22 protein-coding genes are annotated in these 25,694 nt (G+C 68.0%); 16 read left to right on the top strand and 6 right to left on the bottom strand.

All coding sequences use genetic code 11. The features are described from left to right. Window positions 1-42 precede the first annotated feature (42 nt). Entirely contained in the window at window positions 43-2,076 is a 2,034-nt protein-coding gene (parE, locus tag J2S75_RS21280; protein ID WP_307023066.1) for a DNA topoisomerase IV subunit B, read from the bottom strand. 114 nt (window positions 2,077-2,190) lie between these two features. Then, window positions 2,191-2,475 carry a hypothetical protein gene (locus tag J2S75_RS21275; RefSeq protein WP_307023063.1) on the bottom strand — a complete coding sequence of 95 codons (285 nt, stop codon included), beginning with the start codon at window positions 2,473-2,475 and terminating at the stop codon, window positions 2,191-2,193. A gap of 200 nt (window positions 2,476-2,675) precedes the next feature. Between J2S75_RS21275 and argC the strand changes: the two genes are divergently transcribed. Together argC and J2S75_RS21265 are read left to right on the top strand one after the other, a co-directional pair. Next, on the top strand, window positions 2,676-3,731 hold the full coding sequence (gene argC, locus J2S75_RS21270; RefSeq protein ID WP_307023062.1) for an N-acetyl-gamma-glutamyl-phosphate reductase: 1,056 nt from the start codon (window positions 2,676-2,678) through the stop codon (window positions 3,729-3,731). A gap of 57 nt (window positions 3,732-3,788) precedes the next feature. After that, window positions 3,789-4,802, top strand: coding sequence for an acyltransferase family protein (locus tag J2S75_RS21265; RefSeq protein WP_307023060.1), 1,014 nt, complete (start codon window positions 3,789-3,791; stop codon window positions 4,800-4,802). Window positions 4,803-4,864: 62 nt separating this feature from the next. Here the strand turns inward: J2S75_RS21265 and J2S75_RS21260 are convergent, their stop codons facing one another. Both J2S75_RS21260 and phaC read right to left on the bottom strand, forming a co-directional pair. Beyond that, complete coding sequence (locus J2S75_RS21260) at window positions 4,865-5,533, bottom strand: hypothetical protein (RefSeq protein ID WP_307023058.1); 669 nt, start codon at window positions 5,531-5,533, stop codon at window positions 4,865-4,867. A gap of 57 nt (window positions 5,534-5,590) precedes the next feature. Then, entirely contained in the window at window positions 5,591-7,300 is a 1,710-nt protein-coding gene (gene phaC, locus J2S75_RS21255) for a class I poly(R)-hydroxyalkanoic acid synthase (RefSeq protein ID WP_307023056.1), read from the bottom strand. Here phaC and J2S75_RS21250 point away from each other — a divergent pair. The 6 genes from J2S75_RS21250 (at window position 7,299) to J2S75_RS21225 (ending at window position 12,759) form a co-directional block, all read left to right on the top strand. After that, window positions 7,299-7,979, top strand: a complete 681-nt coding sequence (locus tag J2S75_RS21250; RefSeq protein WP_307023054.1) for a hypothetical protein — start codon at window positions 7,299-7,301, stop codon at window positions 7,977-7,979. The two genes, phaC and J2S75_RS21250, sit on opposite strands and share 2 nt — an antisense overlap. 93 nt (window positions 7,980-8,072) lie before the next feature. After that, a complete protein-coding gene (locus J2S75_RS21245) occupies window positions 8,073-8,468 on the top strand; it encodes a hypothetical protein (RefSeq protein ID WP_307023052.1) in 396 nt (131 codons plus the stop codon). A gap of 137 nt (window positions 8,469-8,605) precedes the next feature. Further along, window positions 8,606-9,823 carry an LL-diaminopimelate aminotransferase gene (locus J2S75_RS21240; RefSeq protein ID WP_244377025.1) on the top strand — a complete coding sequence of 406 codons (1,218 nt, stop codon included), beginning with the start codon at window positions 8,606-8,608 and terminating at the stop codon, window positions 9,821-9,823. Between the two features lie 58 nt (window positions 9,824-9,881). Then, window positions 9,882-11,201 carry a homoserine dehydrogenase gene (locus tag J2S75_RS21235; RefSeq protein WP_307023049.1) on the top strand — a complete coding sequence of 440 codons (1,320 nt, stop codon included), beginning with the start codon at window positions 9,882-9,884 and terminating at the stop codon, window positions 11,199-11,201. Window positions 11,202-11,214: 13 nt separating this feature from the next. Further along, window positions 11,215-12,210, top strand: a complete 996-nt coding sequence (gene glpX, locus J2S75_RS21230) for a class II fructose-bisphosphatase (RefSeq protein ID WP_244377021.1) — start codon at window positions 11,215-11,217, stop codon at window positions 12,208-12,210. 207 nt (window positions 12,211-12,417) lie between these two features. After that, window positions 12,418-12,759, top strand: coding sequence for a hypothetical protein (locus J2S75_RS21225; protein ID WP_244377019.1), 342 nt, complete (start codon window positions 12,418-12,420; stop codon window positions 12,757-12,759). Window positions 12,760-13,021: 262 nt separating this feature from the next. On the opposite strand, the gene J2S75_RS21220 is transcribed toward J2S75_RS21225, so the two are convergent. Next, window positions 13,022-13,717, bottom strand: a complete 696-nt coding sequence (locus J2S75_RS21220) for an alpha/beta hydrolase (protein WP_307023047.1) — start codon at window positions 13,715-13,717, stop codon at window positions 13,022-13,024. Between the two features lie 194 nt (window positions 13,718-13,911). Between J2S75_RS21220 and J2S75_RS21215 the strand changes: the two genes are divergently transcribed. Continuing rightward, complete coding sequence (locus J2S75_RS21215; RefSeq protein ID WP_307023045.1) at window positions 13,912-14,787, top strand: DMT family transporter; 876 nt, start codon at window positions 13,912-13,914, stop codon at window positions 14,785-14,787. A gap of 51 nt (window positions 14,788-14,838) precedes the next feature. On the opposite strand, the gene J2S75_RS21210 is transcribed toward J2S75_RS21215, so the two are convergent. Beyond that, the gene (locus tag J2S75_RS21210) at window positions 14,839-16,197 is read right to left on the bottom strand and encodes an esterase-like activity of phytase family protein (protein WP_307023043.1); all 1,359 of its coding nucleotides are present in this window, start codon (window positions 16,195-16,197) and stop codon (window positions 14,839-14,841) included. A 168-nt stretch (window positions 16,198-16,365) separates the two neighbouring features. Here J2S75_RS21210 and recJ point away from each other — a divergent pair, with 168 nt between their 5' ends. The 7 genes from recJ (at window position 16,366) to J2S75_RS21175 (ending at window position 25,689) form a co-directional block, all read left to right on the top strand. After that, window positions 16,366-18,186, top strand: coding sequence for a single-stranded-DNA-specific exonuclease RecJ (gene recJ / locus J2S75_RS21205; protein ID WP_307023175.1), 1,821 nt, complete (start codon window positions 16,366-16,368; stop codon window positions 18,184-18,186). An 86-nt stretch (window positions 18,187-18,272) separates the two neighbouring features. Then, a complete protein-coding gene (locus J2S75_RS21200) occupies window positions 18,273-19,583 on the top strand; it encodes a TIGR03862 family flavoprotein (protein WP_307023041.1) in 1,311 nt (436 codons plus the stop codon). Between the two features lie 309 nt (window positions 19,584-19,892). Then, window positions 19,893-20,192: a hypothetical protein gene (locus tag J2S75_RS21195; RefSeq protein WP_307023039.1), complete on the top strand. Its 300-nt coding sequence runs from the start codon at window positions 19,893-19,895 to the stop codon at window positions 20,190-20,192. Window positions 20,193-20,352: 160 nt separating this feature from the next. Then, window positions 20,353-21,645 (top strand): imelysin family protein, encoded by a 1,293-nt coding sequence (locus J2S75_RS21190; RefSeq protein ID WP_307023037.1) that lies wholly within the window; start codon window positions 20,353-20,355, stop codon window positions 21,643-21,645. 7 nt (window positions 21,646-21,652) lie between these two features. After that, complete coding sequence (locus tag J2S75_RS21185) at window positions 21,653-23,122, top strand: multicopper oxidase family protein (protein WP_307023035.1); 1,470 nt, start codon at window positions 21,653-21,655, stop codon at window positions 23,120-23,122. A 266-nt stretch (window positions 23,123-23,388) separates the two neighbouring features. Further along, the gene (locus J2S75_RS21180) at window positions 23,389-24,549 is read left to right on the top strand and encodes a di-heme oxidoredictase family protein (protein WP_307023033.1); all 1,161 of its coding nucleotides are present in this window, start codon (window positions 23,389-23,391) and stop codon (window positions 24,547-24,549) included. Between the two features lie 15 nt (window positions 24,550-24,564). Further along, window positions 24,565-25,689, top strand: a complete 1,125-nt coding sequence (locus tag J2S75_RS21175) for an imelysin family protein (RefSeq protein ID WP_307023031.1) — start codon at window positions 24,565-24,567, stop codon at window positions 25,687-25,689. The last annotated feature ends 5 nt before the right edge of the window (window positions 25,690-25,694 follow it).

The raw sequence follows: 25,694 nt of genomic DNA, 5'->3' as shown, positions 1-25,694 counted from the left end.
GCATCGCAAGCTGATCGGATCAGGCGGTAAAGCCCGCTCCGCTCAGATATCCAGCAGTTCTTCGCTCGCGAAGGCGGCACGCTCGGAAATGAAGGTGAAGCGGCTTTCCGGCTTGTTGCCCATCAGCCGCTCGACAATATCGGCCGTGGCCGCGCGTTCGGCTTCCTCCACGGTGATGCGCAGCAAGGTCCGCGTCTTGCGGCTCATCGTGGTTTCCTTCAGCTGCGCCGGCATCATTTCGCCAAGGCCCTTGAAGCGGCCGATCTCGACCTTGCCGCGCCCTGAGAATTCCGTACGCAGCAACTCGTCGCGATGCGCCTCGTCGCGGGCATAGAGCGTCTTGGCGCCCTGGCTGATGCGGTAGAGCGGCGGCACCGCAAGGAAGAGATGGCCGTTCTCGATCAGCTTCGGCATCTGCCGGTAGAAGAAGGTGACGAGCAGCGAGGCGATATGCGCGCCGTCGACATCGGCGTCGGTCATGATGATGACCCGCTCATAGCGCAAATCTTCCTCGCGATACTGCGCCCCGGTGCCGGCGCCGAGCGCCTGCACGAGGTCGCCGAGCTGCTGGTTGGCGGCGAGCTTGTCGCGGCCGGCGCTCGCGACGTTGAGGATTTTGCCGCGCAGCGGCAGCACCGCCTGGGTCTGGCGCTCGCGCGCCTGCTTGGCCGAGCCGCCGGCCGAGTCGCCTTCGACGATGAAGAGCTCGGACCCCGCCGCCGAATTGTTGGAGCAGTCCGCCAGCTTGCCCGGCAGGCGCAGCTTGCGCACGGCGGTCTTGCGGGAGATTTCCTTCTCCTGCCGGCGGCGCAGCCTTTCCTCGGCGCGCTCCACCACCCAGTCGAGCAGACGGTTGGCCTGCGCCGGATTGCCGCCGAGCCAATGGTCGAACGGATCGCGCAGCGCCGCCTCGACGATGCGGGTGGCTTCGGCGGTGGCGAGCTTCTCCTTGGTCTGGCCCTGGAATTCCGGCTCACGCACGAAGACGGAGAGCATCGCGGCGCAGCCGGCCATCACGTCGTCGGCGGTGACGATGGCGGCGCGCTTGGCCGCGCCGGTGCGCTCGGCATGGTCGCGCAGCCCCTTGAGCAGCACGGCACGCAGGCCGGTCTCATGCGTGCCACCTTCGGCGGTCGGGATGGTGTTGCAATAGGAGGAGATGCTGCCATCGGCATCGCCCAGCCAGGCCACCGCCCATTCCGCCGAGCCATGGCCGCCGGGGCGCTGGGTCTTGCCGGAGAAGATGTCGGGATGGACCAGCGTATGGCCGTCAATATCGGCGGCGAGATAGTCGCGCAGGCCGCCGGGGAAGCGGAACACCGCTTTCTCCGGGATGTCCGTGCCGGCGACGAGCGAGGCGTCGCAGCTCCAGCGTATTTCCACCCCGCCGAATAGATAGGCCTTTGAGCGGGCCATCTTGAACACGCGGGCCGGCTTGAAACGGGCATTCTCGCCGAAGATCTGCGCGTCCGGGTGGAAGCTCACCCGCGTGCCGCGGCGGTTGAGGATGCGCCCGACCTCCTGGATAGCACCCTGCGGCACACCGCGCGAATAGGTCTGGCGGTAGAGCGTCTGCCCGCGTGCGACCTCGACCACCAGCACGTCTGACAGAGCGTTGACCACGGAAACGCCGACGCCGTGCAAGCCGCCGGAGGTCTCGTAGACCTTGCTGTCGAACTTGCCGCCCGCGTGCAACGTGGTGAGAATCACTTCCAGCGCCGACTTGCCGGGATATTTCGGGTGTTCCTCGATCGGGATGCCGCGGCCATTGTCGGTAACGGTGAGGAAGCCATCCTCGGTCAGTTCCACCTCGATGAAACTGGCATGGCCGGCAACGGCCTCGTCCATCGAATTGTCGACCACTTCGGCGAAGAGATGGTGCAGCGCCTTCTCGTCCGTGCCGCCAATATACATGCCCGGCCGGCGCCGCACCGGCTCCAGCCCTTCCAGCACCTCGATATCGGCAGCCGTGTAGCCGGCCTCGCCGGGCGTGCCCTCGCGCGGCGCGGCGGGGCGCGCAGCGGCGCGCGGACGCGGGGCGGGAACAGCGGCGAAGAGGTCGTCAGAATTCGACATGGGCGCGGGCGGTCTCGTCAGAGTCAGGAACCGATTCGGTTTCCTTAGCACTATGACAGCGCCAGAGCGAAACCGGAACGCTCCGTGAACATGGGCGCCATGCGCGCAGCCGGCTCAACGCTTCAGTCGCTTGCGGTTGGCGCGCACCTTGGCGCCGTAAAGGGCGACGATCTCCGGCCCGACCGCACCCAGCCGCCCGGCAGCCGCCGCCTTCCACAGCCGGGCATTGACCTCACCCAGCGCCAGCGTCTTTTCCGTCATCATCCGCATCGCCTCGACGCCGGCGGCGGCGTCGCCGCGCGCGAGACGACTGAGCCGCTCGGTGATCACCACCTGCATGTCCATGCCGAGCCGCGTCATGGCGAGGCCGGTTTCAAACCAGGCGAGGGGGGCGTTCATGGCGTGGGCTCCGGCTGTCCGTGGAGAGGCCGGAGGAGAAGCGGCGGGGGTTCCATCCGGTTCCCGCCCGGCGCGCGCAGCCGCCATGCGTCAGCCGGGGACGCTCTTGTCTTTCGTCGGACATGCGAAAGGTGTAAGGGCGCAGCTCCATGCGCGCCCCCTGTCGTTCAGCGGGCGCGCCAGCAGGAAGGGTCGCCACCATGACGGACAGCAAGGCGCGGATCGCCATCCTCGGGGCCTCGGGCTACACCGGCTCGGAACTGCTGCGCCTGCTGCTGCGCCATCCCCGCGTCGAGATCGTCGCGCTGACTGCCGACCGCAAGGCGGGGCAGGCGGTGGCGGATGTGTTCCCGCAGTTCGCGCCGTTCAAGCTGCCGGATCTCATCACCATCGAACAGGTGGCGTGGAAGGACGTGGACCTGGTTTTCTGCGCCCTGCCGCATGGCACCACGCAGCTTGTCATCAAGAACGTGTTCGAGACCGCGCCGCATGTGAAGGTGGTCGATCTCTCCGCCGATTTCCGGCTGCGCGACGATGGCGCCTATGAGCGCTGGTACGGCCATCCGCACCAGGCGCTGGAGCTGCAGCAGGAAGCCGTCTACGGCGTCGTCGAGCTGTACCGCGACGACATCCGCAAGGCGCGGCTGGTCGCGAACCCCGGCTGCTACACCACGACAGCCATCCTGCCCGTGGTGCCGCTGATCGAGGCCGGCGCCATTGAGTCCGAGCATATCGTCATCGACGCCAAGAGCGGCGTGACCGGGGCGGGCCGTTCGGCGAAGGAGAACCTGCTGTTCACCGAGGTGACGGAGGGCATGCACGCCTATGGCGTCGGCAGCCACCGCCACATGGCCGAATTGGATCAGGAATTCTCCAAGGCCGCCGGCCGCAGCGTGGCGCCGAGCTTCACCCCGCACCTCGTGCCGATGACGCGAGGCATCTATGCCACCATCTACCTCAAGACCGGCGCCGGCGTCGGTGCGGAGGGCGTGCACCGCGTGCTGGCGGATTTCTACAAGAGCGAGCCCTTCGTGCATGTGCTGCCGCTCGGCCAGGTGCCGCAGTCGCGCTTCGTGAAGGGCTCCAATATGGCCTTCATCGGCGTGGTGAAGGACCGCGCGCCGGACCGGGTGATCGTGATCTCCACCACCGACAATCTGGTGAAGGGCGCCTCCGGCCAGGCGGTGCAGAACATGAACCTCGTGCTCGGCTATCCCGAGACGCTGGGTCTGGAGCAGATCGCGCTGTTCCCGTGAGGGGGCGGCGTGCCTGCGGGAGCCACAGTTTTATCCGTCCGGGACCGCGGAGCGATCATGTGGCGCGAATTGACAGCCTTCCCTGCCGCGTTGCAGAGGCGTCGGATTGAGTCGATCGACGTGCTGCGTTGCGTCAGCGTTCTCTACATTGTCGCGTTCTGGCATCTCGGGAATTACATCTCCAACGCCAGCTATCAGAATGCCATCACCACCCATCTCACCGTCGGGGCGTTGGCGCTTTTTTTTCTGATCTCCGGTTACATGGTGTCGCCCGCGAAAAAGGTGTCGGGCCTGGAAAGTGGCGGTACGTTCCGTTTCCTTGCCGAGCGGTTCATTAGAATCTATCCGCCGTACCTGGTTGCATCGATTTTCTTCCTGATTCTTAATCTTGAAAGCATTGGCGTTTTTATACGAAGTGTATTTTTGATATCAATGTTCGCGAAGCCGGCTCCGATGACTTTGTGGTTCATAACTGCTCTGATTATATGCTACTGCACTGTCCCTGTATTGGCTAAATTTCGCAGAGATACTATTTTGTATGTATTTGTTTGTTTTTCATTCATGGTTTCTGGATATTTATACAATTTTGCCACGGGGCGACTGGATGTCAGGCTGCTGATCTACTTCCCTTCTTTCGCAGCCGGCGTATTCATGGCTGGCCGCGTCCTGTCAACCGGTGCTGCGCTGCCGATCGCGGTCGGCGTTGGAACACTGGCCGCGCTTGTTCTTTCAACGCGTTCCGATTTTACCGAATTGGAGACGGATTTGCGTGCGACGCCCTTCGCCCTCTTTTTTGCGTCATTGGTCTTTGCGGTCACGGTGACGAGGGTGCGGGCCGTGAAATTCGCGACGTTGTTTCGATATGTGGCCTATGCCAGCTTCTTCATGTATCTCGGGCACAGAATTGTATTCTTGGTTGTAAAGTATATTTATTTTCCGGAAGCTCCCGCGATGCAGATCGTTTATATGCTGGCAGCGGTCGTATTTCTTATCTTCCCGCTCTCTTTCGCCGCTCAGTGCGGCTACGACAATGTGGTTGGTGTGCTGAATGCCAGGCGGTGCAGAACATGAACTTCGTGCTCGGCTATCCCGAGACGCTGGGTCTGGAGCAGATCGCGCGGTTCCCGTGAGGATCAGCCGACCGGCCGCAGTGTCGCCCGCTTGTAGCGCGCGAACAGCTTGCGCGTGTTCGAGAAGCGGTAATGGTCGATATAGCCCCACAGCGCGGCGCGCTTGAGCGCGGCGAAGTGGCTGAGCGAAGCCGACGGGATCTCGCCCATGAGGTCGAGCCAATAGGCGAAGTGGGTCTCGAAATCCTCGGCTGAGATCACGTCGCGCTCGATCAGCGTCTCGATGCGTTCGAGCCGGTCAAGAAAACGGTCGAAAATACTGCGGATCGCGGTTTCTTCGAGTGTGAAGCCGGGGCCCCTGCGGGCGATCTCGGCGAGGCGGCGGCGATCATCGTCCGGTAGCCAGGGCCAGCCCCCAGGCGCCGGCGCCTGGCTGGAGCGGAGGGCCGCGATGAAAAGGTCGCTGTCGACCCGCACCGCCCGTGACGTGCCGTCGGCCAGGGCGAGCTGGAGCACTGGCGGGTCCCAGTCGAGCATCGCCAGCGCGTTCTTGACGGAGGGGTCCTGTCCGAAAACTTCCATCTCGTTGGCCGCGACCACGGCCTTGTCGCGCCGGTCACGGCGCCGGCTCTCCAGGCTGTTGCGGCGATACTGCCAGAGCGCGGCGAGCACGCCGACAGCGGTGCTCGCCGCGCCGACGGCAGAGATGGTCAGGGCGAGCCACTCGTCCACGTCAGGCTCTTGGCCGGCGCGCCGCGCGGCGGGTGTGGGCGGAGGCGGTGGCCCGCATCACGAGCGCACCTTCACATAGCTGCCCGGTGCGTCCTCGATCGCCTTGTAGGGCCCCTCGCCCGGGATGCGGGTGCTGGCGGGCACGCGTGCGCTACCGCGTTCCTCGATCCAGCCGCGCCAGTCCGGCCACCAGGAGCCGGGGTGCATTTCGGCCTTGGCGATCCAGTCCTCCAGCTTTCCCGCTGCCGGCCCGCCGGTCCAGTACTGGTACTTGCCGCGCGCCGGCGGGTTGATGACACCGGCAATATGGCCGGAGCCGGCCAGTACGAAGCGGCCGGGCCGGGCGAATTTCTGCAGGCCGAGGAACACCGAGGCCGCCGGGGCGATGTGGTCCTCGCGCGTCGCTACGCTGTACATCGGCAGGTCGATGGCCTTCAGGTCCAGCGTCTTGCCGGCCAGCATCAGGCTACCCTGCGCCAGCTTGTTGTCGAGATAGCAATTGCGCAGATAGAAGGAATGGTTGGCCGCCGGCAGCCGGGTCGAATCCGCGTTCCAGTAGAGAATGTCGAACGGAAACGGTGCCTGCCCCTTGAGATAGTTGTTCACCACATAGGGCCAGATAAGATCATTGGCACGCAGCATGTTGAAGGCATTAGCCATCTTGCTGCCTTCCATAACCCCCGCTTCCAGCATCTTGCGTTCAAGGCTGGCGACCTGCTCCTCGTCGATGAACACTTTGAGGTCGCCGGCATAGGTGAAATCGACCTGGGTGGTGAGGAAGGTGGCGCTGGCGAGGCCGGGCTTGGCACCGGTGGCGGCCAGCCAGGCCAGGGTCATCGCCAGCATGGTGCCGCCGACGCAATAGCCCACCGCGTGGAAGTCCTTGGCGCCTGTCGCCTTCTTCGCCACGTCGAAGGCGGTGAGCACACCGTCCTTCATATAGTCCTCGAAGCCCTTGGCGGCGAGTTCGGGGCCGGGATTGACCCAGGACACCATGAAAACGGTGAGCCCGCTTTCCACCGCCCAGCGTACGAAGGATTTCTCCGCCGTCAGGTCGAGCACGTAGAACTTGTTGATCCAGGGCGGGATGATCACCACCGGCGTCGCCAGCACGCTTTCGGTCTGCGGCGCGTACTGGATGAGCTGCATCAGCTCGTTCTGGAAAATCACCTTGCCGGGCGTGACCGCGAGATTCTCCCCGACACGGAACTTGGAATCGTCGGTCTGGCGGATCTTCAGGTCGCCGCCGCCGGCCTCGATGTCCTCGGCCAGCATCTTCATGCCGCGCACGAGGTTCTCGCCATTCGAGGCGAGCGTGGTGCGCAGCAGCTCCGGATTGGTCAGGACGAAATTGGAGGGCGAGACCGCGCCGGCGATCTGGCGCACATAGAACTCCGCCTTGTGCTTCGTGCGAGCGTCGATCTCGGCCTCTTCCACCATGTCCGCCGCCCAGTTGGCGGTGAGGAGATAGGCCTGCTTGAGCGCATCGAAGAATGGATTCGAGTTCCACTCCGGGTCGGCGAAGCGCGAGTCGCGGGTGGCGGGCTCCACCACTGGCCGGGTCTTCTCGCCGCCGAGGCGTTTCAGCGCCGTGGTCCAGAGTTCGAGATAACCGCCGATCAGCCGTGACTGCGCTTCCACCGTGCGCTGCGGATCGGCAAGCCAATATTCCGCGACATTGCCAATGGTCTTGGCGACCTCGGTCAGTTCTTCCGCCACATCGTCGCGAATGCGGCCTTCCTCGCGCGGGCGCAGATAGGCGGCCATGGCCCGCCCACCTTCCTCCATCATCCGCGCGAGATTGGCGGCGAAGGCTTCGAGATCGATCGCGCCGGGGCGCGGCGTCTCCGGCGCGGCGGCTTCCGGGGCCGGTTTGGATGGCGAGGGCTTTGACGCAGAAGGTTCGGCCTGGGAGGAGGGGGCCGCCGCTTCCGGCGCCTTGGGGGGCGGGGGCGGCGCTGCGGAAACTGGCTTCGGCGCGGCGCCGCCAGCCTTCACCGGTCGCGTGCGGGGCACGGTGGCCGTCGCGGACGTTTCGGCGGCGATGGCGGTGAGCGGCTTTTTCCGTGCGGGCGTGCGCGCCGGAGTTGCTGTCGCCGGCTTTTCGACCGCCACCTTAGGCTGCGCCGGGCTCTTGGCGGCCGGGCTCTTGGCGGCCGGTTTTTTCGCCGCCGGTTTTTTCGCCGCCGGTATTTTCGCCGCTACGTCCGGGGTCGACGCCTTTGGCGCCGCCGCCGCCGGTGCGGGTACGGTCGGCTGTGCCGCCGCGACCGTTTTGGTCACACGCTTGCGCGCCGCCGGCTTCGGCGGAGCCGCCAGCGCGTCGGCCGGCGCTGTGCGCTGCGCCTCAATCGTTTTCGCCGGCGTGGATTTTGCCGGGGCGGACGGTATCGATCTGCTGCGTCGGCTGCTCACCGCTTGTCCCCGCGGGTTGGTACGTTCATAGGTGGCCATAATAGACGCGCCATCCGGTGCTAGCGAGTGCGTAACGGCCGGTTCCGCGCGGCAGCGGGAGATGGCCGACGCCTGAGGGGAGGGCATGGTGGATCACGGGCAGGGCAGGCAGGGCGGCACGTCCGTCGCGCGCACATTTCTTCTCGCTGGCGCCGCGCTTGCCGCGCTGGCGCTTGCCGGCTGTGCTTCGCTGGAAAGGTCCACCAGTGGGCCCGGCGCGGCGGAGACCTCGGGATCGGGCGAATCGGCGGCAGCCTCGGCGGATTCCTCGCGGGCCGCGCCAGCTCCGGTCGGTCGCCAGAAGCTGCCGGAGCCGGCCTATCCGACTTTCGGGGCCCCGGCGCAGATCGGCGACCGGCCGGTGATGACCCCGCAACAGCAGCAGGCAATGCAGAAGAACCTCGAAAATCTCGCCAGCCAGCGCGAGAAGGAGATGCTCCGCCAGATCGAGGACGGACAGGACGGGCAGGCCGGCCAGTAAGCGCGCCGCGGGGCGCGCGATTACCATCCTTCTGCCCCTTTAGTCTGACATCCCTCGCTGTGCGGGCGCGCGAGAGGTGATATGAAGCGCGCGTGACGCCGTCTCCTAGGAACGGGGCGGCCTGGAGCTTGAGACCCATGACCGATTTCCATCGCATTCGCCGGCTGCCGCCTTACGTGTTCGAGCAGGTCAACCGCGTGAAGGCTACCGCCCGCAATGGCGGCGCCGACATCGTCGATCTCGGCATGGGCAATCCGGACCTCGATGCCCCGGACCATGTGGTGGAAAAGCTCAAGGAGACGATCGGTCGCCCGCGCACCGACCGTTATTCCGCCTCCAAGGGCATTCCCGGCCTGCGCCGCGCCCAGGCGGCCTATTACGAGCGCCGCTTCGGTGTGAAGCTGAACCCCGACACCCAGGTGGTGGCGACGCTCGGCTCTAAGGAAGGCTTCGCCAATATGGCGCAGGCCATCACCGCCCCCGGCGACGTGATCCTGGTGCCGAACCCCAGCTACCCCATCCATGCCTTCGGCTTCCTGATGGCCGGCGCCGCGATCCGCTCCGTGCCCTGCGAGCCGGGCCCGGAATTCTTCCACGCGCTGGAGCGCGCGGTGGCGCATTCGATTCCCTCGCCGCTGGCGCTGGTGCTCTGCTATCCCTCGAACCCCACCGCTCAGGTGGCGGACCTCGACTTCTACCGCGATGTCGTCGCCTTCGCGAAGAAGCACGATCTGATCGTGCTCTCCGACCTCGCCTATTCCGAGGTCTATTTCGACGACAACCCGCCTCCCTCGGTGCTGCAGGTGCCGGGCGCGATGGATGTGACGGTGGAATTCACCTCCATGTCCAAGACCTTCTCCATGGCCGGCTGGCGCATGGGCTTCGCGGTCGGCAATGACCGGCTGATCGCGGCGCTGGCGCGGGTGAAGTCCTATCTCGATTATGGCGCCTACACCCCCATCCAGGTGGCCGCCACCGCGGCGCTGAACGGCCCGCAGGACTGCATCGCCGAGATGCGCAGCGTCTACAAGAAGCGCCGCGACGCGCTGGTGGACAGTTTCGGCAAGGCGGGTTGGGACATTCCCGTGCCCACCGCCTCCATGTTCGCCTGGGCGCCGATTCCGCCGAAGTTCCGTCATCTCGGCAGCCTCGAATTCTCCAAGCTTCTGATCGAGAAGGCGGATGTCGCCGTCGCGCCGGGTGTCGGCTTCGGCGAGCATGGCGACGAGTATGTGCGCATCGCCCTTGTGGAGAATGAGCAGCGCATCCGCCAGGCCGCGCGCAACATCCGCCGCTTCCTTGAAACCGGCGCGGAAACATTGCACAACGTCGTCCCTCTCGCCGCGGCGCGCTAAAGGCCCGGCCCTTTCGGGCGGCGCCGCATTCGGAACGTTTGTTGAGTTCGGACACATTATGGCGCCGCCGCTGAAAATTGGCATCGCCGGCCTCGGTACGGTCGGCGCGGGTGTGGTGCGCATGCTGGCCCGCCGCGCGGAAGCGATCGCCGCGCGGGTGGGACGGCCGGTCGAAGTGGTGGCTGTCAGCGCCCGCGACCGTTCGCGCAACCGGGACTGCGACCTTACCGGCCTTCGCTGGTACGACGACGCGGTCGAACTGGCGCGCGACCCCGACATCGACGTGTTCGTCGAGCTGATCGGCGGCCCGGACGGCATCGCCAAGACGGCGGTGGAGGCGGCGATTGCCGCCGGCCATTCCATCGTCACCGCCAACAAGGCGCTGCTCGCCCATCACGGCGTGGAACTCGCCCGCGCGGCGGAAGCCGCGGGTGTCGCCATCCATTTCGAGGCGGCGGTCGCCGGTGGCATTCCCGTCATCAAGACCCTGCGCGAGGCGCTGCTCGGCAACGAGATCGCCCGCGTCTCCGGCATTCTCAACGGCACCTGCAACTACATCCTCACCCGGATGCAGGAAGAGGGGCTGTCCTTCGACACCTGCCTCGATCAGGCGCAGAAGCTCGGCTATGCCGAGGCTGATCCGACCTTCGATGTCGACGGCTTCGACACCGCCCACAAGCTCGCCCTTCTGGCCTCGCTTGCCTTCGGCGTGAAGCCGGACCCGGAGGCGATCCATATCGAGGGTATCCGCTCGATCACGCTGGCCGACATCGAGGCGGCGGACGAGCTCGGCTATCGCATCAAGCTGCTCGGCGTCGCGGCCCGCATCGGCACCGAGGTGGAACTGCGCGTGCACCCGACCATGGTGCCGAAGCACTGGCCGATCGCGCAGGTCTCCGGCGTCACCAATGCGGTGGCGATCGACGGCGATGCCGTCGCGCTCACCCTCGTCGGGCCGGGTGCGGGCGGCGACGCCACCGCCTCGGCGGTGGTGGCCGATCTCTGCGACGCGGCCGCCGGCAAGGCCGGCGCGCCCTTCGGCTGGACGGCCGAGAGCCTGCAGCCGGCGGAAAAGGCCGCCATCCGGCGCCATGAGGGCGGCTATTACATCCGCCTCGCCGCGGTCGACCGCCCGGGAACGGCCGCCGCCATTGCCCGCCATATGGCCGAGCAGAACATCTCGCTCGAGTCCATAATGCAGCACCGTCGCGGCCGTCCCCATGGGGGCGACCGGGCGGAGAGCGCGGAGGATCCGGCACCGGTGGTGCTGATCACCTACGCCACCAATGAGGACGCGGTGCGCCGCGCGATCGCCGCCATCGAGATCGATGGCGTCATCGCCTCGCCGCCGCAGGTGATACGGATCGAGAAGGACTGAGGGGGCAGGGACGATGTCGGGGATCACGGTCAAAGAGGACCAGGTGCTGGAGCGCATTCTGACGCTCGAGCTGGTGCGGGTCACCGAGCGGGCGGCGGTGGCGTCGGCCAGCCTTCGCGGCCGGGGCGACGAGAAGGCGGCGGACAAGGCGGCGGTGGACGCCATGCGCCGCGAACTGAACCGCCTGCCCATCGCCGGCCGCATCGTCATCGGCGAGGGCGAACGCGACGAGGCGCCGATGCTGTTCATTGGCGAGGAAGTCGGCACCGGCAAGGGCCCGGCGGTGGACATCGCCGTCGATCCGCTGGAAGGCACCACGCTCTGCGCCAAGAACATGCCCGGCTCGATCGCCGTGATGGCGATGGCCGAGGGCGGCACGATGCTCTACGCGCCCGACGTCTACATGGACAAGATCGCCATCGGCCCCGGCTACCCCAAGGGCACGATCGACATCGACGCCAGCCCCGAGGACAATATCCAGTCGCTGGCCAAGGCGAAGGGCGTGAAGCCTTCGGAGATCAGCGCGCTGATCCTCGACCGTCCGCGCCATGCCGCCATCATCGAGGCGGTGCGCCGCACCGGTGCCGCCGTGCAGCTCATCACCGATGGCGACGTGGCCGGCGTCATCCACACCACCAACCCGGACGAGACCGGCGTCGACATCTATCTCGGCACGGGCGGCGCGCCCGAGGGCGTGCTGGCGGCGGCGGCGCTGCGCTGCATCGGCGGGGAGATGTACACCCGCCTCATCCTCGACAGCGAAGCCAAGCGCGAGCGCGCCAAGAAGATGGGCGTCACCGACCCCAAGAAGATCTACACCATCACCGACATGGTGCGCGGCGACTGCCTGATCGCGGCCACGGGCGTGACCACCGGCAATCTGCTCAAGGGCGTGAAGTATGAGAAGGGCGTGGTGAAGACCCACACCGTCGTCATGCGCTCCGCCACCGGCACGGTGCGCTGGATCGAAGCCGAGCATCGCGACCTCTCCAAGTTCCATCTCGGCTGAGTTTTCGAGACGCGGATGACACATGGACGGGGCGCTCAGGCGCCCCGTTTTCGTTTCGCCCGGCGCGCGGGGGCTGCGCTCCGCTGGTGTCAACTGCGCGCTTTGGCGTCAGCCCGGTGTGTTGTATACCAGAGCCGTGCGCAGGCGCGCCCGTCAGGGGCGCCCCGCACCCGAACGCCAAGCCAATTGCCAAGGGAACGACCCATCATGACCGCTCCTCATTCGCTGCTTCCGCCCCTGCTGTCCCAGATCGACGCGCTGATCGCCGCCGAGAAGTACCAGGAGGTCGCCGAGGCCTATACGGCTTTCGTGAAGGAGCACCCGACCACCAACTATCTCGCTTCCGAGCCGATCCCGTTCAAGCTGAACGTGGCGTTCTCGAAGAAGTACGGCTCCTCGGCCACCAACACCTTCACCCTGCGCAACACCACCTGGGCGTCGGACGTCAAGGCCGCGCTGAAGGCGGGCCCCGCCGAGTTCGCTGCCAAGGTCGCGACCTATGAGGGCGAAGTGGCCGAGATCGCCAAGACCGCTAAGAAGGTGGCGTGAGCCGCGAGAGCACGCGCCGATCAGCTTGCATCGCAAGCTGACCGGATCGCACTCTCAGGCTGCGCATGTTCTGCGGAAAGGCCGGCATCTTGCCGGCCTTTTTCGTCAGGGCAGGGCCGCTTCCGGCTTCACCGCAGGCGGTCATCGGAGACATCCGTCCGTCATCCCGGCCGAAGCGCAGCGGGGAGCCGGGATCGCCCGAGACCGGCTTGCGATGCCGGATCGGCCTTAGGCCTCCGGGATGACGCGGGAGCGTGGCCGCTCACGCCGCCTTTGCCACATCCTTCAGGAAATGGTCGACACCGAGCTGCACCATGTCCGGCTGCGAGGCGTGCGGGCCGGGGTGCTCGACATAGGTCAGCTCATAGCCCGCCGGGCGCAGCTTGGCGGCGTGTGAGCGGCCGGCGGTTGCGATCGGCGTCTGGGTGTCGTTCTGGCCGTGGGCGATGAACACTTTCGGCGCGCCTTCCTGCGCCAGCACGGTCATGAAGCCGGCGGAGAAGGCGAGGATATGGGTGACGATCCGCCCATTGCTGAGCCCGGTGGAAAGCGAGTAGCTGCCGCCATCCGAATGGCCGGCAAAGGCGAAATGGGTGGGGTCGAGCGCAAAGCGCGCCGCCACCTCGGCCAGCGCCGTGTCGAGCCGCTCCAGGTCCGGCCCGTTGCCGGCGATGACGATGTCCCAGGTCGGCAGCAGCGATTGCGGCACCAGCAGCAGGAAGCCGCGTTCCTCCGCGTGCCGCCGCAGCATGGGCAGGATTTTCTCGGCGCTGCCGCCGCCGCCGTGGAACAGCGTCACCAGCGGCGTCGGGCGGGCGGGGTCGAGGCCCTCCGGCACGATCAGCACGGCATCGCGAGTCTCGAACAGGCCGAGATCGTGACGGCCGGGCGGCAGCGCGGGCTTCGACGGCGCGGCATGGGAGAAGGAGAGGCGACCAAGCAGGGACAGGTTCAGCATGGCGCGCACCATAATGGGCCGGCGCGCCGGTGCAAGCCGGTGGCGGCCGGCGTCATGAGAGCGGCGCAGGGCAGGCATGGCCGGCCGGGACTTTGCAGCGTCACGGCTGTGGCCTATCAGCGAAAGGGCCGGCGACTCGCTGGCGCCTCCTGCCCGTTTCCGGGTCGTCTCTCCGCTCCTGCCGTCCCGGTCCCATGCCGTTCAAGCACAAGCTGCTCGCGCTCACCGTCATTTGCGTGTGGGCCCTCAACATGATCGTCATCAAGCAAGGCATCGCGGAAATTCCGCCGATGCTGATGAGCGCGCTGCGCTTCACGCTGGTGGCGGCGCTGCTGTGCCCGGTGCTGCATTTGCGCCGCGACCAGGTGCCGGGCGTGCTGCTGGTGTCCTTCACCTTCGGCACCGTGCATTTCGGCCTGCTCTTCGCCGCGCTGGCCGATTCGGAGGCCGGCACCAGCGCCGTCATCATTCAGCTCGGCGCGCCGATCGCCACGCTGCTCGCCTGTCTCGTGCTGAAGGAGCCGCTCGGCCGGGTGCGCCTCGCCGGGCTGGCCGTGTCGGTCGCCGGCATCTTCGTGCTCGCGCTCGGTCCAACCCTGCCGCCGCCGCTGGCGCTGTTTCTGCTCGTGGTGAGCGCCACCGGCTGGGCGGTGACCAATCTCATCATCAAGCAGCTCAAGGACATCACGCCGATGACCATCATGGGCTGGTCGTCGCTGTTCGCGATTCCGCAGATCCTTCTAATGTCGTGGTTCTTCGAGGGTGACCGCTGGGGCATGGTGGCGACGGCAGGCTGGCATGGCTGGTTCTGCGTCGCCTACAGCGCCATCGCCTCGTCGATCCTCGCCTATGGCATCTGGTACTGGCTGCTGCAGCGCCACTCGATCAATGCCGTCGTGCCCTATTCGATGCTCAACCCGCTGCTCACCGTCGCCTTCGGCATCCTGCTGATCGGCGACGATCCTTCGCTGCTGAAGGTCATAGGCGGCCTCATCATGGTGGCGGGCGTCGCGCTCATCCTGCGCCGGCCGCGCAACCTGCCCGACCCGACCTTGCCCGATACCGCGTGAGCGAGGCCCGGCCGGAGCGTCGCCGCCCCGGCCGGTCTTTCGTCGCTCGGCTTACTTGGCCTTCAGGAACTCGCCCACTTCGAGCAGGATCAGCTCATTGTCGTCCGCCTTCGCGGGATCGCGCGAGGAGGAGAAGGGCAGGTTGTTGTCGTTGCCGACCACGATGTGGGTGGCGTCGACCACGTCGACATTCTCGATGGTGAAGAACGGGAAGGTCAGCACGCCGTCATTCAGCGGCTTGCGCGCCTTCTTGTCCGGGTCGGCGATCTTCATCAGGTCGATATGGCCGATCTTGCGCACGCTCTGGCCGGCATTGGCGTCGGTCAGCTCGATCTTGTAGATGCGCTTGAACTTGGCGAGGTCGTGGAAGCAGTCCGGCCCCTTGGTCCCGGCGGCGCAGGCCTTGTCGGCCGTGCCCTCGCCATTGTCGCGCTCGATGATCAGGCCGGTGGTGCCGTCGATCATGTTGAAGTCGCCGATAGCATTGCCGTTCTGCTCCAGAACGTACTGCCACATGCGGCCCGTCCACTTCTGGTTCGCCACGTCGAATTCGAGGATCGGCAGGAACTCCTTGCCGTCCGCGGTCTTCTGCCAGTCCTTCTTCTCCGCGTCCCACAGCGGGCCTTCGAGCAGGGCGTAGAGATATTTGCCGTCCTTGGAGGCGGCCATGCCCTCATAGCCCTTGGAGCGGCGGGCGTTGAAGGCGGCCGGCGCGTTCGGCGCGGCTTGGGAGGCGACGGCGTAATGGTCGGGCGAGCGCACCGGCGTCTCGCCGGCAACGGTCTCGAACAGGCCGAGCACCTTGCCGGTCTTGTCGGCCTTGATGAGATAGGGGCCGAATTCCTCGCCGATCCAGATGTGGTCGCCGATGATCTGGAAGCTCTCAATGTCGAAATCGGCGCCGGTGAGATAGCGCTTCTGCGTGCCTTCATGAACGATGCGGAACGGCACCTTCTTGTCGGGATCGGTGAGGAACACCGTCTCGATCGGCTGGAACGTGCCGGTGGCCCAGTCCACCGTGTAGTGGCGCAGGAACAGCGCCGCGTCCGGGCTGTTGGCCTTGGAGCCGAAGCCGTTGTCGGTGATGATCCAGAAGCTGCCGTCCGGCATCACCTTGATGCCGGAGTGGCCCTGCACCGGCTGGCCCTTGAAGGGCAGCTTCACGCCGGTAGGGCGGCCGGCGGACTTGCCTTCCACCGTGCCGACGGCATCGACGCGCGTGCCGGTCGTGAACTTGCCGGACACTTTGAGGTCCTCCGGCGCGTCCTCCGGCATGGCGATGAAGGTTTCCGCCGGCAGCACGGCATGGCCGGCGAGGGTGGCGGGATAGGTCTGGTCGGCGCGGGCGTCGGTGGCGAGCAGCGCGAGCGCGGCGCCGGCGAGCAGGGACAGGCGGAGGCGGCGATTCATGGGGGGCTCCTTGTCAGCAGCATGCGGCGCGAGGCCGGAGCCCGCCTTCTGCCCGCCACCCATGTCCCTCGCGTTACGGCGGCGTGACGGCGCGATGACGCCCCCGCGTCCCTCTTTGCGTGCGCGGCTCTCGACGCGGGCGCGTTGTTCGGGCTTATCCTGCGCGCCATGAGTCTCGTCCTTCCCACCGCCGCCCCGCCGCCGCGTCCGTTTCTCGGCGTGACCCGTTCGGCCACCGGTCGCTTCTGGCGCGAGCGGCTCGACGTGCGCGGCGCCCAGACCACGCTCGCCATCGTCCAGCGCCATGGTGTGCCGGAGATCCTCGCCCGCATTCTCGCCGGGCGCGGCGTCGCCATCGACGAGGTCGAGGCCTGGCTCGACCCGACGGTGAAGCGCCTGCTGCCCGATCCCGACACGCTGACCGACATGCCGGCCTGCGTCGCCCGCCTCGCCGATGCGGTGATGGCGGGCGAGAAGGTGGCGGTGTTCGGCGATTATGATGTCGACGGCGCCACGGCCACTGCCCTGCTGGTGGAAGTGCTGCGCGCCGGCGGGCTCGACCCTGCTTTCCACATTCCCGACCGCATCTTCGAGGGCTACGGGCCGAACATTCCCGCTATCGAGGCGCTGGCCGAGCGCGGCTCCACGCTGCTGGTGACGGTCGATTGCGGCACGATGAGCTTCGAGCCTTTCGCCCGTGCCCGCGCCATCGGGCTGGACGTGCTGGTCATCGACCATCATCAGGCCGGCGAGGCGCTCCCCGAGGTGGCGGCGCTGGTGAACCCCAACCGCGCCGACGATCTTTCCGGCCTCGGCCATCTCTGTGCCGTCGGGCTGGTCTTCGTCGTTGCCGTCGGGCTGCTGCGCGAACTGCGCAACCGCGGCTGGTGGACCAAAGAGCGCCCGGCGCCGGATCTGCTCGCCAGCCTCGATCTCGTCGCGCTCGGCACGGTGGCGGATGTGGTGCCGCTGCTTGGGCTCAATCGCGCCTATGTCACCAAGGGGCTGATCCAGCTGCGCAAGCGCGAGCGGCCGGGGCTCACCGCGCTGATGGACGCGGCGCGCCTCTCCGGCCCGCCCAAGGCGTGGCATCTCGGCTTTCTGCTCGGCCCGCGCATCAATGCCGGCGGGCGCATCGGCAATGCGACGCTCGGCACCAAGCTGCTGCTGACCCGCGATCCCATCGAGGCGCAGGCCATCGCCGCCGAGCTCGACCGCCTCAACACGGAGCGCCAGCAGGTGGAGCGCGCCATCGTCGCCGAGGCCGAGGCGGAGGCTGACGCCGCGCTGGGCCTCGCCGGCGCGGGCGCGGTGGTGCTCTCCAGCGGGCAGGGTTGGCATCCCGGCGTGGTCGGGCTGGTGGCGGCGCGGCTGAAGGAGAAGTTCGGCCGCCCCGCCTTTGCCATCGCCTTCACCGGCGAGACCGGCGCCGGCTCGGCCCGCTCCATCCCCGGCGTCGATGTCGGGCGGGCGGTGCGCGGCGCGGTGGAGGCCGGCATTCTGGTGAAGGGGGGCGGCCATGCCATGGCAGCCGGCCTCACCGTGGCGCGTGAGCGGCTGGGCGAATTGCGCGCCTATCTCGAACAGGCGCTGGCGGCCACGGTGGAAGAGGCGCGGGCGGTGGATGAACTGCTGATCGACGGCGCGCTGTCCGCCGCTGGGGCGACGCCGGAACTGGTGGAGCTGGTCGAGCGCGCGGGACCGTTCGGTGCCGGCAACCCGCAGCCCATCTTCGCCTTTCCCGCCCATCGCGTCGTCTATGCCGAGCCCGGCAGCGCCGGGCAGATGCGGGTGCGGCTGCGCGGCAGCGATGGCGCGGTGATTTCCGCCGTCGCCTTCCGTGCGGTGGATACCCCGCTCGGCGCCGCGCTGCTGGAGGCGCGGGGGCAGTTGCTCCATGTCGCCGGCACGCTCGACCTCGATTCCTGGCAGGGCCGCACGCAGGTGAGCTTGCGCATCACCGATGCCTGCGCGCCGGAAATCGGGTGAAGGATCATGAGCTTGGGCGGCCTTCCGGAGTCGGATCGCGAATGGGACGGTGGAACGCCGCCCGCGCTGAATCGGGCTGTCAGCCGGTGACCGCAGAGTCCTGCCGCGACTCGGCAATTCCCCATATCGCCATCATCGGCGCCGGCCCCGCAGCGCTGATCGCCGCCGAGGGGCTGGCGCAGGCCGGCTGTCGCGTCTCGCTGTTCGAGCGCATGGCCTCGCCGGCGCGCAAATTCCTCATTGCCGGGCGCGGCGGTCTCAACCTTACCCATTCGGAGGCCCGTTCGCCTTTCCTCGCCCGCTATGGCGACGCTGCCGACTGGCTGGCGCCGATGCTCGACGCTTTTCCTCCCGCCCGTCTGCGCGACTGGGCGGAGGGGTTGGGCGAGCCGACCTTTGTCGGCTCCTCCGGCCGCGTCTTCCCGCGCAGCTTCAAGGCGTCGCCCCTGCTGCGCGCGTGGCTGGCGCGGCTCGACAGGCTCGGCGTCACGTTGAACCGGAATCATCTTTGGCGCGGCTGGAGCGAAGCCGGCGCGCTGCGCTTCGCCACGCCGACGGGCGAGGTGGAGGTGGTGGCCGACGCCGTGCTGCTCGCGCTCGGCGGCGCCAGCTGGCCGCGTCTCGGCGGCGATGGCGGCTGGGTGGAGATTCTGAGCGGGCAGGGGGGGGAGGTCGCGCCGCTGCGCCCGGCCAATAGCGGCGCCCGCATCGCCTGGTCGGAACCGTTCCGCACCCGCTTCGCCGGCGCGCCGCTCAAGCGCATCGCGCTGTCGCTCGGCACGCGCCGGGTGCGGGGCGAGGCGATGATCGACACCGCCGGGCTGGAGGGCGGCGCGGTCTATGCGCTCTCCGCCGCGCTGCGCGAGGCGATCGCCGCTGAGGGCCGCGCGGCGCTGCTTGTCGACCTGCGGCCGGATATGAGCGAGGCCGCGCTTGCCGCGCGCTTGGCCGCCGCCCGCAAGGGCGAGTCCCTGGCGAACCGCCTGCGCAAGGCGGCCGGCCTTTCGCCCGCCGCTGCCGGCCTGCTGCGCGAGGCGGGCCCGCTTTCGCCGGAACCGGCCGCGCTGGCGGCGCGGATCAAGGCCGTGCCGCTCAACGTCGCCGCCATGGCCGGTCTGGAACGGGCGATTTCCACGGCCGGCGGCGTCAGGCGGGATATGGTCGATGATCGGCTGATGCTGCGCGCGTGCCCGGGCGTATTCGTCGCTGGCGAGATGCTGGATTGGGAGGCGCCGACCGGCGGCTATCTGCTGCAGGCCTCGTTCGCCACCGGCCATGCGGCGGCCTGCGGCGTGCTCGCCCATCTCGGCCTGCCGACGCCGGCGCTTTGGGACGGAACATGGGAGGCGGGGGAGACGGCGGCTCCCGCCGCGGAGGAGACGCGGGACGACGGCTGAGGGAGCGCGTGCCGTCGTCCCGCGTGGTTCACGAGACCTGCCGGGAAGTGGCCTCGCGAAATCGTCACCGCACGTCGTGGCGCGTCATGTATTCGCGTCTCATCTGCGGTGTTGTGAGTGTGGATACTCTTGTTCCGTTCGGCTCACAACATTTATCTTCCGGTATTGTTACAGTTCTAAACTAGACGTATCGACTTTTACTTGCGAAGTGCGTCCCGCTGCCAGCGCCGCTTGCGCCGCCTGGCAAGCGGGCTTACCTGCTGTGACGCGAGCCTGCCGGGGGATGCAACGGGGCCGCAGGGAGTGACGATGGCACGTCTGTTTTTTCGCCGTGGCGCCAGCGCGGAATCCGCGCCCGATGCCGCACGGGAACTCGCCGCCAAGGCGCGGGCAATTCTCGGGGTGGGCGAAGACACCACCATTTCCATCAGCGAGATCGCCTGTGGCGACCCCGCCTGCGGTGGTGCGGAGACCGTGGTGCTGGTGATGCGTCCCGGCCGCCGCACCGAAGCTGCCAAGCTGATGAAACCGCTGGCCACCGTCACCGACGCCGAACTCGCCGACGCCTTGCAGCCGCTTCATGACGTTGCGTCATCCGCGGCGGGTTGAAAATAAGTATTCTCCCGCGCGCCTGGGTCGGATGATGAGATTTGGATTGTTGTTTCAAAGTGAAACAATTCCAATCTGCGACCGAACACTTGCAGGTGATTTCGGCCGTGGCGTAGGAGTCTCCCGCTGAGGCGCCCTGGGGCGCGGGAGGAGACCAACGATGCGAGTCAGATCACTGTTCGCCACGCCGCTCGTCGCGGCCATCGCGCTGGGAGCGGCTTTCGCCGTCGGTCCCGCCGCTGCCGATACCCCGGCGCCGAAGGTGCGCGACATCGTCGCCACCTATGCCGACATCGCCGAGGCGATGTACACGGACAGCCTGACCACCGCCAAGGCGCTGCAAAGCGCGGTGAACACCCTCATCGCCACGCCGACCGAGGCCAATCTCGACGCCGCCAAGGCCGCCTGGAAGGCCGCCCGCGTGCCCTACCAGCAGACCGAAGGCTTTCGCTTCGGCAATCCCATCGTCGATGAATGGGAAGGCCGCGTGAATGCATGGCCGCTGGATGAAGGCCTGATCGACTATGTCGACAAGAGCTATGGCGATGCGTCCGACGAGAACCCGCTCTACACTGCCAACGTGATCGCCAACACCAAGATCCGCGTCGGCAAGAAGACCATCGACGCCACCACCATCACGCCGAAGCTGCTCGACAGCCTGCAGGAGGCCGGCGGCGTCGAATCCAACGTCGCCATCGGCTATCACGCGATCGAATTCCTGCTCTGGGGCCAGGACCTCAACGGCACCGGCCCCGGTGCCGGCAAGCGCCCGGCGACCGATTACGACACCAAGAACTGCAGCAACGGCCATTGCGAGCGCCGCGCCGCCTATCTCAAGGCCGCCACCGATCTTCTGGTGAGCGACCTCGCGGACATGGCGAAGTGGTGGGGCAAGAAGGGCAAGGCCCGCGCCGCCGTGGTGAAGCAGAAGGACAAGACCGCGCTCGCGACCATTCTCACCGGCCTCGGCTCGCTGTCCTATGGCGAACTGGCGGGCGAGCGGATGAAGCTCGGCCTCATCCTGCACGACCCCGAGGAGGAGCATGACTGCTTCTCCGACAACACCCACAATTCGCACTATTACGACGAGGTCGGCATCGCCTCGATCTATCGGGCCAAGTACACCCGCGTCGACGGTTCGGTGGTCGAGGGCGCGTCCATCGCCGCCTATGCGAGCGCCAAGGCGCCGAAGGCTGCCGCCGAGGCCGAGGCCAAGATCGACGCCGCGCTCGCCGCGCTCAAGGCGATCAAGGACGAGGCCGACAGCGGCAAGCAGGCCTATGACCAGATGATCGGCGAGGGCAATGCCGAGGGCAACGCGCTGGTGCAGAAGGGCGTCGATTCGCTCGTCGCCCAGACCCGCGCCATCGAGGGCGTCGTCGGCGCGCTCAAGCTGAAGATCAAGGTCGAAGGCTCCGACAGCCTCGACGACCCGTCCAAGGTCGGCGAGTGAGACGGCCATGACCAACGGCGGCGCGGGTCTCTCGCGCCGCGCCTTTCTGGGCGCGGGCGTGGCGTTCGGCGGCATGGCGCTTCTCGCGCCGAGCCGTACCGGCGCCGCGCGCGCGCCTTTCGACGTTTCCGCCTTCAAGCCGACGCAGGAAGTGACGCTGACCGCCGGCGAGATGGAGCTGAAGCTCCTCGGCCCGGAAGGTCCAGCGACGCGCATCCTCGCCTATGACGGCACGCCCTTCCGCACCCTGCGCATGCCGCGCGGCACGCGGCTGAAGGCCACTTTCGTCAACGGCATCGACGAAGGCTCGACCCTGCATTTCCACGGCATCCGCATGCCGAATGAATTTGACGGCGTGCCCACCCTGACCCAGCCGCTGGTGCAGCCGGGCGGGCGCTTCGTGCATCTGCTGCCGCTGGACGATCCCGGCACCTTCTTCTTCCATCCGCATTGCGACGAGACCGGACAGGCCGGCAAAGGCCTCGCCGGCGTGCTGATCGTCGAGGATTCGCGCGACCCCGTCTTCGATGCCGAGCATGTGCTGTGCCTGAAGGACTGGCGGCTGAAGGAGGACGGAAGCTACCTGCCGCTCTCCGAGCCGGACGGTGCCTCCAAGGCCGGCACCTTCGGCGCCACCCGCACGGTGAACGGCGCGGCCTCGGTTGAGTTGAAAGCGCCTGCGGGCGGCCACGTGCGCCTGCGCATCCTCAACATCGACTCCACCCGCATCATGGATATCGGCGTGGAGGGCGGCGAAGCTTGGCTCATCGCCGTCGATGGCCATGCTTTGCCTCCGGTCCGGCTCGACGATCTGCCAGACGGCATCTGGCGCATGGGCCCGGCCCAGCGCATCGACCTCGACATCCGCATGCCGGCCGACGGCTCCCCGGTGACGGTGGGCGATTATCGCGCCGCTGACATTTACCAGTTCGCCACCCTCACCGCCGCCGGCAAGGTGGGCAAGTCGCGCAAGGGGCCGCTCGCTTTGCCCAAGGCTGAACTGCCGAAGCCGGCGCTGAAGCAGGCGACGCGGTTTTCCTTCACCCTGCAGCAGGCCACCGACCAGGCGGTGAAGGACATTGCCCTGCCGCCGGACGATCCGCTCGCCAAGGCGCTGATCGACAGCCTGTGCGTCGGCTCCACCACCTATTGGGGCATCCAGTCGGAATCCTGGCCCACCGGCACACGCCGCAATCTGCCGCCGCCGCTGGCGCGGATGGAGGAGGGCGCCTCCTATGTGGTGGAGATCAAGAACGAGACGCGCTTTCCCCACCCCGTCCATCTGCACGGCCACGCTTTCGAGGTGATGTCCTCCAGCCTCGGCCGCCTGCCGCGCCATTTCGCCGACACCGTGCTGGTGCAGCCGGGCGAGGCGGTGGAGACCGCCTTCGTCGCCGCACGCGGCGACTGGGTGTTTCACTGCCACATCCTGGAGCATATGGAGACCGGGATGATGGGCTGGTTCCGGGTGGTGTGATGGACGCACGCGCGCCGGATCGCGGCAAAGGTTCAGAAGCGCTGCCGTGCCGTCATCCCGGCGGCAGGCGCAGCCGGAGAGCGGGGATCGCGTCCCACATCCGGCTTGCGATCCCGCATCGCCCTCCAGGCGTCCGGGATGACGACTTGAATGTGACCGGACAAGCGGCGCGCAGCGCGGCGCCGATCCGGGACCCAGGAAAGACTCCGCGCAGCGGCCTCATTGGCCACGTCGTACTCCTCGGCGCCCTGCTCATTGCCCCCTGCATGCCCGCCACGGCCGACGACGCCCGGCTCGACGCCGCCATCGGCAAGGCGCTGTTCGAGCGGCCCTGGGTGCCGGCGCCGAGCTCCACCCGCGCCAATGACGGGCTCGGTCCGCTGTTCGATGCGCGCTCCTGCTCGGCCTGCCACCCCGCCGGTGGCGGCGCCGGGACGACGGCGCTGGACGCCGCCGGCCGGCCGCAGGGGCTAGGGCTTGTGCTGGCCCTGTTCCGCACCGACGGCGGCGGCGATCCCGTCTATGGCCACCGGCTGGAGACCATGACGCTGCCCGGCGTGCCGGCCGAGGGCGCCTTCGCGGTGGCGGTCCAGAACGGCCGGCGCTTTCCGCACGTGGAATCGCCGGGTTACGGGCCGCTCGACCCCGCCACCCACATGTCGCTGCGGGCGGCGCCGGATCTGCGCGGGCGCGGCAAGCTGGAACTGGTGGACGACGCCGCAATCCTGGCGCTGGAAGACCCCGAGGACCGCGACGGCGACGGCGTGCGCGGCCGGGCCCGGCGGTTCGAGACGCCAGAGGGCGGCTCGTTCCTTGGCCGTTTCGGCTGGAAGGCCAGCCACCCCACGCTTGCCGGTCAGGCGTCGGAGGCCTTTTCGCTCGATCTCGGCCTGTCGACGCCGCTGCGGCCCGAACCGTGGGGCGATTGCACCGAGGCGCAGACCGCCTGCCGCAACGCCCCGCATGGACGCGAGGGCGAAGGCGAGCCGGAGATTTCGCAGGCCATTGTCGGCCGCCTCGTCGTCTATCTCCGGGCGCTGAAGGTGCCGGGGCACGAGCCGGATACTGGCGGCGCGCGGCTGTTCGCCGCCACCGGCTGTGCCGCCTGCCATCGCCCGTCGCTGCCAACCCGCGACGGCGGCACGGTGGCGCTGTTCACCGATGTCCTGCTGCACGACATGGGCGACGGGCTCGCCGACCCCGCCGGCGTGCCGGGCGCGGCGGCCGGCGAATGGCGCACCGCCCCGCTGGCTGGCGTTTCCGCCATGCTGGAGCGGGGCGTCGGCCTGCTGCATGACGGCCGCGCCGCCAATGTCGCCGAGGCGGTACGCTGGCATGGCGGAGAGGCGTCCGGCGCCCGCGCGCGTTTTGACGCGCTGGGGCCGGCCGAACGCGCCCGGCTGATCGACTATGTCTCTTCTCTCTAAAGCGAGGCCCTGCCCATGAGCCGATCCCCCTTCGCCGTGGCCCTGGCACTGGCGACCCAGATCGCGCAGGCGGCGCAGGGCATGCCGGCGGTCGCCGCTGCCGGCTCCCTGCTCACCACCCTGTTCGTCGGCCGCGCTCATGCCGCGCCGGTTTCCGCCCCTGATGTGGTGGAGAGCTGGCTGCTGCCGCGCTACGATGCGCTGCTCGCGGCTGCCAAGGCGCAGCAGGCGGCATGGGACGGCTTCTGCGCCGCGCCATCGGCCGCGGGTGTGGCTGAACTGAAGGCACGCTTCGTCGCCGCTTCCGAGGCCTGGTCGGCGGTGGAGTTCGTCACCTTCGGCCCGATCATCCTGTCGCTGCGGCCGGACCGCTTCAACCTGTTTCCGGAGCGACGTAACGCCGTCGGGCGCTCCGTCGCCGAACTGATCGCCGATCCGACGGATGAGCGGTTGCAGCCGCAGCGCTTCTTCCGCCTCAGCGCCGCCGCGCAGGGCCTGCCGGCGCTGGAGCGCATCCTTTACGACGAGGGGGCGGAGGCCGCGCTGGTGGCGGGGCCGGAATCGGGGCGGCGCTGCGCGCTCGGCCGTGCCGTCGCGCTCAACCTCGCCACCATCGCCGGTGAACTCCGCGCCGGATGGGGCAGCCGCAGCGACGGGCTGCTGGCGCAACTCATCGCCGGCAAGGCCGATCCGGTCTATTTCCCCGATCCCAAGGCGCTGCTCAGCCAGATCGTCACCGACCTCGCCGGGGCCTATCAGCGCGTGGTCGATCAGCGCCTGCTGGTGGTGCTCGGCAAGAGCGCCGACGAGGCCAAGCCGCTGCTCTCCGACCGCCGGCGCAGCGGGCTTTCCAAGGAGACCATCGTCGCCATTGTGACCAGTGCCAGCGCGCTCGGCGAAGCGCTCAGCGCCGGCCTCGATCCCAAGGACCGCGCCAGCTTCCAGGCGACGCTGCAGGCGGCGCAGACGACGGCGCAGGGCCTGCCGGAGGATATCGGCGCGGCGGCGACCACGCCTGAGGGCCGCAAGGCGCTGCAGGCGGCGGTGACGGTGTTCAAGGCGGCGCAGGCGGGTGTCGCCCGGCCGCTGGCCGCCGGCCTCGGCGTGCCGATCGGCTTCAACGCGCTCGACGGCGACTGAGGGAG

The organism is Ancylobacter polymorphus (assembly GCF_030813495.1).
GTDB lineage: Bacteria > Pseudomonadota > Alphaproteobacteria > Rhizobiales > Xanthobacteraceae > Ancylobacter > Ancylobacter polymorphus.
The sequence above is the reverse complement of the archived record's forward strand: the minus strand, read 5'-3'. Positions and strand labels throughout refer to the sequence as shown.

Coding starts and splice junctions, on each gene's coding strand:
- J2S75_RS21195 (WP_307023039.1), top strand. CDS start 19,893: ATGGCACGTCTGTTTTTTCGCCGTGGCGCCAGCGCGGAATCCGCGCCC.
- J2S75_RS21190 (WP_307023037.1), top strand. CDS start 20,353: ATGCGAGTCAGATCACTGTTCGCCACGCCGCTCGTCGCGGCCATCGCG.
- J2S75_RS21215 (WP_307023045.1), top strand. CDS start 13,912: ATGCCGTTCAAGCACAAGCTGCTCGCGCTCACCGTCATTTGCGTGTGG.
- J2S75_RS21180 (WP_307023033.1), top strand. CDS start 23,389: ATGCCCGCCACGGCCGACGACGCCCGGCTCGACGCCGCCATCGGCAAG.
- J2S75_RS21185 (WP_307023035.1), top strand. CDS start 21,653: ATGACCAACGGCGGCGCGGGTCTCTCGCGCCGCGCCTTTCTGGGCGCG.
- J2S75_RS21275 (WP_307023063.1), bottom strand. CDS start 2,475: ATGAACGCCCCCCTCGCCTGGTTTGAAACCGGCCTCGCCATGACGCGG.
- parE (WP_307023066.1), bottom strand. CDS start 2,076: ATGTCGAATTCTGACGACCTCTTCGCCGCTGTTCCCGCCCCGCGTCCG.
- J2S75_RS21235 (WP_307023049.1), top strand. CDS start 9,882: ATGGCGCCGCCGCTGAAAATTGGCATCGCCGGCCTCGGTACGGTCGGC.
- J2S75_RS21250 (WP_307023054.1), top strand. CDS start 7,299: ATGGCCCGCCCACCTTCCTCCATCATCCGCGCGAGATTGGCGGCGAAG.
- J2S75_RS21240 (WP_244377025.1), top strand. CDS start 8,606: ATGACCGATTTCCATCGCATTCGCCGGCTGCCGCCTTACGTGTTCGAG.
- J2S75_RS21210 (WP_307023043.1), bottom strand. CDS start 16,197: ATGAATCGCCGCCTCCGCCTGTCCCTGCTCGCCGGCGCCGCGCTCGCG.
- J2S75_RS21245 (WP_307023052.1), top strand. CDS start 8,073: ATGGTGGATCACGGGCAGGGCAGGCAGGGCGGCACGTCCGTCGCGCGC.
- J2S75_RS21220 (WP_307023047.1), bottom strand. CDS start 13,717: ATGCTGAACCTGTCCCTGCTTGGTCGCCTCTCCTTCTCCCATGCCGCG.
- argC (WP_307023062.1), top strand. CDS start 2,676: ATGACGGACAGCAAGGCGCGGATCGCCATCCTCGGGGCCTCGGGCTAC.
- recJ (WP_307023175.1), top strand. CDS start 16,366: ATGAGTCTCGTCCTTCCCACCGCCGCCCCGCCGCCGCGTCCGTTTCTC.
- glpX (WP_244377021.1), top strand. CDS start 11,215: ATGTCGGGGATCACGGTCAAAGAGGACCAGGTGCTGGAGCGCATTCTG.
- phaC (WP_307023056.1), bottom strand. CDS start 7,300: ATGGCCGCCTATCTGCGCCCGCGCGAGGAAGGCCGCATTCGCGACGAT.
- J2S75_RS21225 (WP_244377019.1), top strand. CDS start 12,418: ATGACCGCTCCTCATTCGCTGCTTCCGCCCCTGCTGTCCCAGATCGAC.
- J2S75_RS21265 (WP_307023060.1), top strand. CDS start 3,789: ATGTGGCGCGAATTGACAGCCTTCCCTGCCGCGTTGCAGAGGCGTCGG.
- J2S75_RS21175 (WP_307023031.1), top strand. CDS start 24,565: ATGAGCCGATCCCCCTTCGCCGTGGCCCTGGCACTGGCGACCCAGATC.